Consider the following 12,136-nt stretch of genomic DNA (forward strand, 5'->3'; position numbering starts at 1 on the left):
TCGCGTGCAGGGATGAAGTGGATGCCTGCCCGCGTCACAGCGGTCAGGCCGAAGCCGGATGCTCCGCCTCTCGCACAGGATGCGGGCGGGCACGACGAACGGGCGGAAGGAGCCCGTCGATCAGTCTACCGGAGGATCCCTGAACGCCCGTGCGTCCGCCGCTTCAGGCGACCGGCGCACGGGCGGTGCGTGCGAGAAGCTCAGTCGAGGGGACGGTCCCTGTCGGACTCGGGGTCCTCGCCGCCTCCGTTGTAACCTTCGGCCGCCGGATACTGCTGCGGCGGGGCGTACTCGCCCTGCTCAGGATGCAGCGCTGCGTTGTTGTACTCGTCGCTTCCGGCCGCGAGGATGCGTGCCCGCACCTCGCGCCGTTCCCGCTGCACCTCAGGATCGGGAAGCGGAACTGCCGCGATGAGTCGCTGAGTGTACGGATCCTGCGGGTTGCGAAGGATCTCGTCCCGGGTCCCGACCTCGGCGAGGCGGCCGAGGTGCATCACGGCGATGCGGTCGGCGAGCACGTCGATGACGGCGAGGTCGTGGGTCACGAACAGGCACGCGAACTGGAACTCGGTCTGAAGGTTCTTGATGAGGTCGAGCACGGTCGCCTGCACAGACACGTCGAGCGCCGACGTTGGCTCGTCTGCGATCAGCAGGTCGGGGTGCAGCGAGATGGCACGTGCGATGCCCACGCGCTGCTTCTGACCACCGGAGAGCTCGTGCGGGTAACGGGTGCTGTACGCGGCGGGCAGCTCGACGCTGTCGAGAAGCGCCCGCACCTCCTTGTCGAGGGCACGCCCCTTGATCCCCTTGGCCAAGAGCAGCGGCTCGCCGATCGACTGGCCGATCGTCATGCGCGGGTTAAGGGACGAAGCAGGGTCCTGGAAGACGATGCCCGCGTTCTTGTGCACCTGGCGTACGAGCTTGCGATTCCAGGTGGACAGGTCGACACCTGTGACGTTGAGCCCACCAGAGGTGACGGGAAGCAGGCCGATGGCGGCGCGGCCGAGCGTGGTCTTACCCGAGCCGGACTCGCCGACAAGACCCATCACCTCACCCTTGTGCACGGTGAGGTCCACTCCGTCGATCGCGCGGAACGCCTTCACCCGGCCGTGGCCCGGGTACTCGATCACGACGTTCTTGAACTCGAGCACCTTGTCACGGCGTTCGTATTCCAGCGCAGCCCGGTGCGCCTCCTCGAGCGCTCGCTCGTTCAGCTGGATCTGCTCGAGCAGACCCGTCGGAGTGTCGTCCTCGCCGAGCGCGGCCGCAGCGAGGGAGACGGTGACGTCGATCTGTTCGCTGCCTGCTCCCTGGCCGAGGTGAGGCACGGCATCCAGAAGCGCTTTCGTATACGGATGCTGGGGGTCGCGGAAGATCTGCAGCGTCGTTCCGGCCTCCACCACTTCGCCACGGCGCATGACGGCCACGTGGTCTGCGAGGTCGGCGACCACACCCATGTCGTGCGTGATGAGCAACACGGCCGAGTCGAGCTTGTCGCTCAGGTTGCGGATCAGGTCGAGGATCTCGGCCTGCACCGTGACGTCGAGCGCGGTGGTCGGCTCGTCGGCGATGAGAAGTCCGGGGTCGCACGAGATGGACTGCGCGATCATGGCTCGCTGACGCTGGCCGCCGGAGAGCTGGTGCGGATAGGAGTTGAAAGCCTTGGCAGGATCGGGCAGTTCGACGAGCCGAAGCAGTTCGATGGCGCGATCGCGGGCCTCGTGCGGCGAGATGCCGTAGTGGATGCGCAGCGTCTCCACGATCTGAAAGCCGACCGTGAGAACGGGGTTGAGCGCCGTCATCGGCTCCTGGAAGATGACCGCGATGTCCTTACCCCTGATGCCGCGCATCTGCTGCGGTGAGAGTCCGCGCAGTTCGCGGCCGTTGAGCTTGACGGAGCCGCTCACCCGGCTGTTGGGCGGCAGCAGGTCGAGCACCGACATGGAGCTGACGCTCTTGCCCGAGCCGGACTCGCCGACGAGCGCCATGACCTCGCCGCGCTTGATCGAGTAGCTGAGGTTCTTGACCGCGGGAACCCAGAGGTTGTCGACGGCGAAGTCCACGGAAAGGTCGGATACCTGCAGAACGGGGGTGTTGTTCTCCGGTGCCATCAGACGGCGGCCCCTTCTCGGCCGGTAGGCCGGATTGCGAGTCGAGTTGCCGCCCGGGTCGCGGGAGGCAACTGCACGGATGCGCGAGCGGATGCTGTCACGATGGACTCATGCAGGATTCCGCGGCTGTCGACCGTGATGTGTACGTTTCGAGATTCAACCGCGTGCTCGCGGTGCTCGTCTGGATTCTGGATGCCTTCGTGCTCGTCGGCTACGTGTGGATCCACGCGGGACTGCCCGACGTATTCGCGATCGTTCCCGTCGCCTTCGTGGCTCTGCTGACGTGGGTCGCCCTGTGGCGCCCCGGTCTCGAGATCGACGACGACGCCATCGTTGTTCGCAACGTCTTCCGCACGATCAGCGTGCCGTGGCCGGCGCTCATCCACGTCGACACCAAATACGCCCTCACGCTCTTCACGCCCGACCACCGCTACAGTGTCTGGGCCGCGCCCGCGCCGGGTAGAACCGGGGCGGCGATGGCCGAGCGCAGGCAGGACCGCGGACGCGTCGCGATGGCTCCGGTAGCTGCGGACGGGACGATCCGTCCTGGCGACCTGATCGCCAGCGAATCGGGACAGGCCGCCTACCTCATCAGAGAACGCTGGTCGAGGTTGCGCGATGCGGGACGCATCGAGGCGGGTGTTGCCGACACGACGCCCGTCGGCATCCGAGTGCACTGGTGGCTGAACGGCCTGATCGCCGTTCTGCTCGTGGCCAGTGTTCTCGTTGTCGTCTTCTGACGATCTCCGCATGCGCGGTGGCCGGGACGGTGCCGTCATCAAGCGTCCGTCCTGCCGCCCGAGGCGCCGCCGTCGCGGTCCGAATCCGACGGGGATGCGCCTGGACCGGATGCCGACTGAGCGGCAGCAGCGATCGCCTCGCTCTGCGCGGCTTCCGCCTCGGTGGGCTCCGGCTCCTTGGTGCGCCGCAGGCTGAAGCGCTGCTGACGCGGATCGAACGCCTCACGCAGGCCATCGCCGACGAAGTTGACGCACAGCGCGAGCAGCACGATGAAGAGTGCGGGCCACCAGAAGAGCCACGGACGCGTGCTGAACGCGCTCTGGTTCTGGCTGATCAGGAGGCCGAGCGAGGAATCCGGCGGCTTAATGCCGAAGCCGAGATAGCTGATGGCCGTCTCCAGCAGAATCGCCGACGCGATCAACAGCGTCGAGGAGACGATGATGACTCCGATGGCGTTCGGCAGAATGTGCCTGAAGATGATGCGCGCATCCGATGCGCCCGCTACGCGTGCTGCCTCGACGAACTCTCGCTCGCGTAGCGCTAGGAACTCCGAGCGCACGAGACGTGCGATCACCATCCAAGAGACGAGCCCGAGCAGCATCGCCAGGCCGAACGCCCCAAGACCTCCTGCCGTACGGCCGACGATAGCGCCGACCACGAGGGCGGGGATCACGATGAAGATGTCGGTGATGCGCATGAGAACGGCATCCACCCAGCCGCGGAAGTAGCCCGCGATCGCGCCAACGAAGACGCCGACGGCCGTCGCGAACACGCCGAGCACGATCATCACGAGCACGGAGTTCTGAATGCCCCGCATCGTGAGCGCGAAGTAATCCTTACCGATGCGGTCCTGGCCGAACGGATGCGCGCCGAGATTGAACGGCCACAGCCTGAGGGTGGGGGCACCCTGATCGACCTGCGAATTGAGCTCCTTGTACGTGTACGGCCACCAACCGTGGATCGGGCCGAGTCCAATTGCCGAGATCGCGAACAGCAGGATCACCACGTAGACGATGAGCGCTGCAACGGCGACCTTGTTCTTCAGGAACCGGTGGAAGATGATGCTTCCCTGGCTTTGGCTCTTGCCGCCATTACCGGTCTCGGCGACGTCGACGCCGTCGTTCAAGCTGGGCTCTGGCAGGTTTCCCTGAATCGTGCTCATGCAGCCACCTCCGCGGCCAGTAGTTCTGCGCCCTGCACCTGCGTCATGGACCCGGTCATCGCACACGCACCCTCGGGTCGAGCACTGAATAGGTCAGGTCGGCGAGGAAGTTGAACGCGATGGCCGTGATCGCCACCACGAGGAAGTAGCCCATGATCGGGTTCACATCGGTGCGGAAGAGGCCCGCGATGAAGAGCTGCCCCATGCCGCTGATGCCGAAGACGTACTCCGTGATGACCGCCCCACCCAGAAGGGCTCCGACATCCGTGGCCACGAGTGTCGTGATCGGGATGAGCATGTTGCGGAACGCGTGCCGCACGATAACGGTGCGCTCCGGCAGGCCCTTTGCGCGAGCTGTGCGCACGTAGTCCTGCCCGAGCACCTCGAGCATGCCGGAGCGCGAGTAACGCGTGTAGCTCGCGAAGCTGATCGCCAGGAGGCTCAGCGTCGGCAGCAGGAAGTGGCTGAACGTATCGAGCCCCGTGATCCAGACGTCACCGCTGAGCCCCGGCGTGCCCGACCCCACCGTGGCCAGGGGGCGTCCGTTGGTGTCGTCCATGTACGCCGGCCACGAGCGCATGAACCTGTCCAGCACGATGACGCCCGAGCTGAAGAAGGCCGTCAACGCACCGATCCGCATCATCAGGCCGCGGTCGTAGCCGCCGACGAAGTAGCCGACGAGAAGACCGATCCCGATGGCTGCGATGCCGAGGATGATGAGTGTGCCCGCGCTGGAGATGTTCAGCAGCCCCTGCAGGCCGAAGTAGCACCCGATGGCGATGGCCACGTTGATGCCCGCGGTGATGAGCGCCTTGCGATTCTGGACGCCGGCAAGCAGCGACACGACGGCGAACCCGATGGCCGCGCAGAAGATGATCACGATGACCGGGCCGAGCGATGGCTTGACGAACCAGTCGGTCGCCGACATGAACCACAGGATGAGAGCCGTGACGGCACCCGCGATCAGGAAGGCGACCAGACGCCTGCGGAATCGTCCACCCATGATCAGCTGCACGACGAGGCCGACGACGACGCCCCACACCACGAGTGCGAGGGGCGAGAGCCTCGGGTCGGCGAGGAAGTTGTTGTAGCCCAGCGCGATGAAGCTCTTGAGCAGCACCGCGATGAGGAACGACGGCAGCGAGAACAGGAAGAAGCTGACAAGCGTGATCGAGTAGTCGAATCCGCTGTACGCGCGCAGCGCCGTGATGATGCCGAGGGCGACGCCCAGCACGACCGCGAGTACGAACGCGACCGTGACGAGCTGAATCGTCGACGCCGTCGCCTGGGGCAGCAACTGAGAGACCTGCTGGTTCTGGAACGTGGTACCCAGGTCACATCCGCCGCCGACAGGAATGATGCACCGCCCCACGCCACCCAGCCAGAGCAACCAGCGCACTGGCGCGGGCAGGTCCAGGTGCTGGGTATGCACTCGGGCTTCGATCAGTGCCGTTTTGTTCGGGGAATTGCTGCCTTCCAGATCCTGGAGGGGATCACCGGAACTCGCCGCGAGCACGTACATGATGAACGACGCGGCTATCAAGATCAGGATCGAGACGCCGATGCGCCTCGCAATGTAACTCACCATAGGAAACGAAAACCTCTGCTAACCGGAGGCGCGATCGCGTCGGTTCGGCGACGTTGCCGAGTGCGTACCAGATGCTACGCCGAAGCGACCTTGCCCAGCGACGGGGCGCCGAACCCTTCGGTCCGACGCCCCGCGTGATTGAGTGATCTTAGCTGATCAATCGATGGGCTTTCCTACTTCGTCCACTCCCAGAAGTTCCAGAAGATTCCGTTCTGGCCGCCGAAGTACTTGATGCCCTTGACCTTTCCCGTGTAGGCGAACAGTCCGGGCAACTGGAACAGCGGCAGCCCGTATGCGTCCTTGAAAGTGAGGGCATCGATCTGCATCTTGATGCTCTCCAGCTTCGACGGATCGAGCGTGACCTGCGACTTCACGGCCAGATCGCTGGCCTGCTGGTCGTTGTAGTTGTTGTAGTTGCCGCCGTTGCCGATCTGGAAGAGCTGCGGAAGCGCGGCGTTGCCGGCTCCTGGGTTGATCCAGCCGAACAGCGAGGCGTCGTAGTTGCCACCGGCCAGCAGCGAGCTCCACTGCGGGGAGCCGCCGTCCACGACGTTGAAGCCTGCCTTGCCTGCCGAAGACTGAATCGCCTGGAACGAGTCCACGCGGTTCGGGTTGCCCGTGTTGTACAGGATCTTCACGGTAGGCGTCTTGCCGGCGAGCAGTTGCTTCGCCTTGGCGATGTCGACCTTGTCGTATGCCGACGACCCGTTGCTCTTGACTGACTGGTCGTAGCCCTGCTGACCAGGCAGGAAGACCTGCGAGTCGAGCACCTTCGCGTTCGGGTTGATCGGCGTGATGATCGAGTTCAGGATGTCCTGACGCGGAATCGTGAGCAGGAAAGCCTGACGAACGGTCGGGTCGCTGAACACCGGAGACTTGAAGTTCAAGTCGAGGTGGTCATAAGCGACCTGGTCGCCTTGCAGGATGTGTGCACCTGAAACAGCCTTCAGGGCCTTCACCGTGTCAGCGGACGCCTGCGGCTGGATCGCGTCGACCTCACCGTTCTGCAGAGCCGTGACCTGGGCATTCGCGTCACCGATGAAGCGGATGACGAGCTTGCCGAACTTGACCTTGTGCGATCCCTTGTACTGCGGGTTCGGCACGAAGGTCATCGACTGCTTCGGCGTCCAGGCCGAGACCTCGAGCGGGCCGCCGGAGATCAGAAGGTTCTTGTCCTTCGGCAGCGCCGTCGCGTCGTAGCCGGTGTTGAACAGCTTCGCGGCCTTCTCGATGATCGGATTGGCCGGAGCAGGATTGTCCGGGTTGCCTTTCGGCGTCTTCAGGAACGCGTTCGTCAGGTCTTTGGTGCTGACCCCGATCTCCTTGGCAGTGGCGTGAGCGGGGAACTGGATCGGGCTCACGAGCTCCCAGTCCACGTAGGGCTGGTCGTAGGTGAACGTGATCGTACGGTTGTTGTTGCTGATCTTCGGCAGGTTGGTTGCGAAGGGGCATCCGGCGGCGAGCGTGAAGTACTGCGTGCCGGTGGTGACGTTGCCCTTGTCGTCGAACTTCGCGGAGTCGTAATAGCACGACGCCTGCGCCCAGCCGAGCATCAAGTCATCAGCTGTCATCGGCACGCCATCTGACCACTTGGCGTCGGGGTTGAGCGTGTACTCGACCTTGAGCGGGCTGTTGCTGAGCTTCTTGTACGAGCCGAGATCGGAGTTGTGGACGATCTGATAATTGTCGCCCTGCAACGTGAAGAACTGGGGCTGCGTCATCTGCCAGATGTAGCCGTTCGTGTCCAGGTTGCCCTGGGGGGTGTTGTAGTTGAACGACGACGCCTCGTTGACCTGGGCGACCGTGATGGTCTTTCCGCCGGACGATGCCTCGCTGGAGGGCGTGCTCGTCGTGCAGCCGGAGAGCACAAGCCCTACGGCGGCGGCGACCGCGACGGCACCCACTACGGGGCGCAGACGCTTTCGCGTGATCTTCAATTTTCCTCCTGGTTGGGAATTTGGCGCATGACAGACCGGAGGCTGCGACATGCGCTAGATAGCAATGAAAATAGACACCTCACCACTGAGGACCAAACTGGCGGCAGGAACCGTTACGAGCTAGTAACCGCGATGCGGCTTTCAAGCGTGGATTTCCTCGAAGCTGACGATTTCATGCGCGAATTGCAACATTTGAGCAATGCCGAGAAACGCTCAGAATCGGGGCTCCTGAGCGGGCCGGAGGAACTCCGAGCCGTGACAGGATGACTGACATGGGCGAGGTGGAAGGGGCGCGGCGAGCGCGGGCATCCTTTCCGGTCGAGCAGCCCGTCGCACACCGTTTGCGCCCCCGCCTGTGGTGGGAAGTCGCGATCGTGCTCGGCCTCTCACTCGGACAGTCCGCGGTGTACTCGATCTTCACGATCGTGCAGCGACTGGCCGCTCCGACCCCGCTGAAGGATCAGAGCGCGCAGCTGAATCCGTCGCAGTCGGCGAACCAGTGGGTCGATTTCACGTATCAGGTGCTGGACATCGGGTTCTCACTGATGGCAGTGGCTCTGGCGATCTACCTCTTGTGGCGGCCGGCACGCTCCGGGTTCCGGCGCATCGGCCTGGACTGGTCCCGGCCCCTGCGGGACCTCGGCGGCGGTGCACTGCTCTTCGCGGTGATCGGGGTGCCGGGCATCGGGCTCTATGCGCTGGGGCGAGCGGTGGGGATCACCGTCGACGTGCAGGCGTCCCCACTCGATGCGTACTGGTGGACGGTGCCCGTGCTGCTGCTGTCCGCCGTGCGCGCCGCCCTCCAGGAAGAGGTCATCATGGTGGGCTACCTCTTCACCCGGCTGAAACAGCTGGGCTGGAATTCGTGGTGGGTCATCGTGGCCTCTGCGCTCGTACGCGGCAGCTACCACCTTTACCAAGGGATCGGGCCGTTCTTCGGCAATGCGGCCATGGGCGTCGTGTTCGGCTGGTGCTACCGCCGCTGGGGACGCACGGCCCCGTTGGTCGTGGCGCACAGCCTGCTCGACATCGTGTCGTTCGTCGGATACCCGCTCGCGGTCGCACTCTGGCCCGGAGTGTTCGGCCCGCCGTCAAAGGGCTGAAGCCGCGCACTCCGGACCGTGGTCGCTAAGCGAAGGCCTCGCGCGCCGTAGACGCCTGCCAGCAAACACAGCGGAGGTTCCGCCTGAGGCATTCGCTAAGCGAATGCCTCGCGCGCCGTAGGCGCCTGCCAGCAAGCACAGCGGAGGTTCCGCCTGAAGCCTTCGCTAAGCGAAGGCTTCAGGCGGAGGACAGGCGCAGAACAGGTTGCGGTCGCCCCACGCCTGGTCGATGCGGCGCACAGGAGGCCAGTACTTGTTCCGCACGAGCGTCGGTAGGGGGTACACCGCTTGCTCTCGCGAGTACGGGTGCGTCCACTCCCCCACGACCGACTCGGCAGTGTGCGGCGCGCCACGAAGCGGGTTGTCGTCCGCCGGAAAGACCTCAGCCCCCACGGCATCCGCTTCCGCCTTGATCGAGACCATCGCCTCGATGAAGCGGTCGAGCTCTGCGACGTCTTCGCTCTCCGTCGGTTCGACCATGAGCGTCCCGGCTACCGGGAAGCTCATGGTCGGGGCGTGGAAGCCGTAGTCGATGAGACGCTTGGCGACATCGTCGACGGTGACGCCTGTGGCATCCGTGAGCGGGCGGATGTCGAGGATGCACTCGTGCGCAACGAGCCCTCGCTCGCCCGCGTAGAGCACCGGGTAGTGCTCGCGCAGGCGTGCCGCGATGTAGTTCGCGGACACGACGGCCACACCCGTTGCCCTGGCGAGCCCGCTCGCGCCCATCATGCGCACGTACGCCCACGAGATCGGAAGGATGCTCGGGCTCCCGTACGGCGCAGCGGATACCGGTGCACCGGCATGCGCGTAGCCGACGTGATCGTTCGACTGCATGAGCGGATGTCCCGGAAGAAACGGCGCCAGATGCGCCTTCGCCGCCACCGGACCCACGCCCGGCCCCCCGCCGCCGTGCGGGATGCAGAACGTCTTGTGCAGGTTCAGGTGCGAGACGTCGCCGCCGAAGTCGCCGAAACGGGCGAAGCCGAGCAGTGCATTGAGGTTCGCGCCGTCGATGTATACCTGTCCGCCCGCCTCGTGGACGGACTCGATCACCTCGACGACGTCGTGCTCGTACACGCCGTGCGTCGACGGGTACGTGATCATGAGGGCGGCGAGCTCGGCGGCGTGCTCGGCCACTTTGGCGCGCAGGTCGTCGAGGTCCACGTTGCCCGACGCATCCGTCGCCACCACGACCACGCGCATTCCCGCAAGCACCGCAGAGGCCGCGTTCGTGCCATGGGCGGACTGCGGAATCAGGCAGACGGTGCGGTGATCGTCGCCGTTGGCGTCGTGGTATCCGCGGATGGCGAGCAGTCCGGCAAGCTCTCCCTGGCTGCCCGCGTTGGGCTGAAGCGACACCGTGTCGTAGCCGGTGAGCTCGGCGAGCCAGGTCTCGAGCTGAGCGATGAGATCCAGGTAACCGCCGACATCCGACGCCGGGGCGAAGGGATGCATGTTCGCAAACTCCGGCCACGTCACCGCGGCCATCTCGGTCGCGGCGTTGAGCTTCATGGTGCAGGAGCCGAGCGGGATCATGCCCCGGTCGAGCGCGTAGTCCCGATCGGCGAGAAGCTTGAGGTAGCGCATCATCGCCGTCTCGGAGTGATACGAGTTGAAGACGGGGTGCGTGAGGTAGCCGCTCGTGCGGGTGAGCGCCTCGGGGATCGCGGACGCCTCACCGGGGAAGGTCACGTACCCGCTCTCGACTCCGAACACGTCGACGAGCAACCGGTCGACCGTCGTGGCATCGGACGCCGTCAGCTCGTCGAAGGCGATCGTGACCGTGTCGCCGTCCGACGCGCCGATCAGCAGTCCAGCGGCGTGCGCCACCCCGGCGAGCTCGTGCGCCCGGCCGGGCACACGTACGGTGATCGTGTCGAAGAACGCGTCGTTCGCTACCTCGACACCGGCCTGTTGCAGCCGATGCGCGGCTGCGGCGGCCGCCGAGTGCACCTTCTGCGCGATGGCGCGGATGCCTCGCGGACCGTGATAGACGCCGTACATCGACGCCATGACGGCCAGCAGCACCTGCGCGGTACAGATGTTGCTCGTCGCCTTCTCGCGGCGGATGTGCTGCTCGCGAGTCTGCAGCGTGAGGCGGTAGGCCGGCCTGCCGACGGCATCCTGGCTGACGCCGACAAGGCGTCCCGGAAGCTGACGCTCTAGGCCGTTGCGAACGGCCATGTAGCCGGCGTGCGGACCGCCGAACCCCATCGGAACGCCGAACCGCTGGCTCGTGCCCACCGCGATGTCGGCACCGAGCTCACCAGGGGCCTTGATGAGCGCGAGGGCGAGCAGGTCGGCGGCGACGACGGCGAGTCCTGCGCCGGCGTGCACTGCCTCGATCACGGGACCGGGATTCCAGACCCGACCCGAAGCGCCGGGGTACTGGATGAAGGCCCCGAATGCATCGGGAAGGTCGACGGCGGAGCCGCTCTCCTCGCCGAGCGGGGCGAGGTCGAGCTCGACGAGTTCGATGCCGACGGCTGCCGCACGCCCCCGCAGGATCGCAAGAGTCTGCGGGAATGCATCCTTGTCGACCAGGAACACGTTGGACTTCGCGCGCGATGCTCGCCTGGCCAGCAGCATCCCCTCGGCGACAGCTGTGCCTTCGTCGAGCATCGATGCGTTGGCGATGTCGAGGCCGGTGAAATCGCACACCAGCTGCTGGAAGTTGATCAGCGCCTCAAGGCGACCCTGTGAGATCTCCGGCTGGTAGGGCGTGTAGGCCGTGTACCAGCTCGGATTCTCCAGAACGTTGCGCTGGATGACAGCCGGCGTGATGGTTCCGTAGTACCCGAGCCCGAGGAACGACGTGTTGACCCGGTTGCGAGACGCCAGTTCGCGTAACTCGGCGAGCGCCTCACGCTCGCCGACCCCGTGAACGGGAAGGGTGCGTCCGGGCAGCTCAACATCGGCGGGCAGCTGGATGCCTGCGGGTACCGCGGTGCGCACGAGCGCTTCGACCGAGTCGAAGCCGAGCACATCGAGCATGCTGCGCGTCGCATCCTCATCGGGCCCGATGTGCCGATCGGCGAACGTGCTGCGGACGCCTGTGCCGAACGCGCCGCCGCCGAATGGACCCTTCTCGTCGTCAGCGGCGCTCACGCGGGCTCGCCGATCAGGGCCGCGTATGCCGCGGCGTCGAGCAGATCTTCGAGGCGGGAGGCATCCGACACGCGCACCTTGAGCAGCCAACCCTCGCCGAACGGGTCCGAGTTGACGAGCTCGGGCGAGTCGATGACCGCCTGGTTGGCCTCAACGACCTCTCCCGAAACGGGCGCGAACAACTCTCCCACCGACTTCGTCGACTCGATCTCGCCCACCACGGAGCCCTCCGCCGCGTCGCTTCCCGCACCGGGCAGGTCGACATAGACCACGTCGCCGAGCTTGTCTGCCGCGTACTCGGTGATGCCCACGGTGACGACGTCGCCGTCGGAGAGAACCCACTCGTGCTCGGCGGTGTAGCGGCGGTCTGTTGGCACGGCCAT

8 protein-coding genes are annotated in these 12,136 nt (G+C 65.5%); 2 read left to right on the forward strand and 6 right to left on the reverse strand.

Translation table 11 applies throughout. From position 1 onward, the window contains the following. Positions 1-200: 200 nt before the first annotated feature. Positions 201-2,111, reverse strand: coding sequence for an ABC transporter ATP-binding protein (locus tag ACO2Q7_RS04400; protein ID WP_423354408.1), 1,911 nt, complete (start codon positions 2,109-2,111; stop codon positions 201-203). A 110-nt stretch (positions 2,112-2,221) separates the two neighbouring features. Between ACO2Q7_RS04400 and ACO2Q7_RS04405 the strand changes: the two genes are divergently transcribed. Further along, on the forward strand, positions 2,222-2,851 hold the full coding sequence (locus ACO2Q7_RS04405; RefSeq protein ID WP_423354409.1) for a PH domain-containing protein: 630 nt from the start codon (positions 2,222-2,224) through the stop codon (positions 2,849-2,851). Between the two features lie 38 nt (positions 2,852-2,889). Here the strand turns inward: ACO2Q7_RS04405 and ACO2Q7_RS04410 are convergent, their stop codons facing one another. The 3 genes from ACO2Q7_RS04410 to ACO2Q7_RS04420 all read right to left on the reverse strand — a co-directional run bounded on the left by ACO2Q7_RS04410 (position 2,890) and on the right by ACO2Q7_RS04420 (position 7,539). After that, positions 2,890-4,014, reverse strand: coding sequence for an ABC transporter permease (locus ACO2Q7_RS04410; RefSeq protein WP_423354410.1), 1,125 nt, complete (start codon positions 4,012-4,014; stop codon positions 2,890-2,892). 55 nt (positions 4,015-4,069) lie between these two features. Continuing rightward, positions 4,070-5,602: an ABC transporter permease gene (locus ACO2Q7_RS04415; RefSeq protein WP_423354411.1), complete on the reverse strand. Its 1,533-nt coding sequence runs from the start codon at positions 5,600-5,602 to the stop codon at positions 4,070-4,072. A gap of 173 nt (positions 5,603-5,775) precedes the next feature. Then, positions 5,776-7,539: an ABC transporter family substrate-binding protein gene (locus ACO2Q7_RS04420; RefSeq protein ID WP_423354412.1), complete on the reverse strand. Its 1,764-nt coding sequence runs from the start codon at positions 7,537-7,539 to the stop codon at positions 5,776-5,778. 272 nt (positions 7,540-7,811) lie between these two features. On the opposite strand from ACO2Q7_RS04420, the gene ACO2Q7_RS04425 reads away from it, so the two are divergent. Continuing rightward, positions 7,812-8,642, forward strand: a complete 831-nt coding sequence (locus ACO2Q7_RS04425) for a CPBP family intramembrane glutamic endopeptidase (protein ID WP_423354413.1) — start codon at positions 7,812-7,814, stop codon at positions 8,640-8,642. A 165-nt stretch (positions 8,643-8,807) separates the two neighbouring features. On the opposite strand, the gene gcvP is transcribed toward ACO2Q7_RS04425, so the two are convergent. Further along, positions 8,808-11,639 carry an aminomethyl-transferring glycine dehydrogenase gene (gcvP, locus tag ACO2Q7_RS04430; RefSeq protein WP_423355958.1) on the reverse strand — a complete coding sequence of 944 codons (2,832 nt, stop codon included), beginning with the start codon at positions 11,637-11,639 and terminating at the stop codon, positions 8,808-8,810. Between the two features lie 110 nt (positions 11,640-11,749). Beyond that, a complete protein-coding gene (gcvH, locus tag ACO2Q7_RS04435; RefSeq protein WP_423354414.1) occupies positions 11,750-12,136 on the reverse strand; it encodes a glycine cleavage system protein GcvH in 387 nt (128 codons plus the stop codon).

Source organism: Rathayibacter sp. KR2-224 (assembly GCF_049446075.1).
In the GTDB taxonomy this organism is placed as follows: domain Bacteria; phylum Actinomycetota; class Actinomycetes; order Actinomycetales; family Microbacteriaceae; genus Humibacter.

What these genes read in the sequence shown, in the direction of transcription:
- ACO2Q7_RS04400 (WP_423354408.1), bottom strand. Translation starts at nt 2,111, where the DNA reads ATGGCACCGGAGAACAACACCCCCGTTCTGCAGGTATCCGACCTTTCC.
- ACO2Q7_RS04415 (WP_423354411.1), bottom strand. Translation starts at nt 5,602, where the DNA reads ATGGTGAGTTACATTGCGAGGCGCATCGGCGTCTCGATCCTGATCTTG.
- ACO2Q7_RS04410 (WP_423354410.1), bottom strand. Translation starts at nt 4,014, where the DNA reads ATGAGCACGATTCAGGGAAACCTGCCAGAGCCCAGCTTGAACGACGGC.
- ACO2Q7_RS04405 (WP_423354409.1), top strand. Translation starts at nt 2,222, where the DNA reads ATGCAGGATTCCGCGGCTGTCGACCGTGATGTGTACGTTTCGAGATTC.
- gcvH (WP_423354414.1), bottom strand. Translation starts at nt 12,136, where the DNA reads ATGGCCGTGCCAACAGACCGCCGCTACACCGCCGAGCACGAGTGGGTT.
- ACO2Q7_RS04425 (WP_423354413.1), top strand. Translation starts at nt 7,812, where the DNA reads ATGGGCGAGGTGGAAGGGGCGCGGCGAGCGCGGGCATCCTTTCCGGTC.
- gcvP (WP_423355958.1), bottom strand. Translation starts at nt 11,639, where the DNA reads ATGCTCGATGTGCTCGGCTTCGACTCGGTCGAAGCGCTCGTGCGCACC.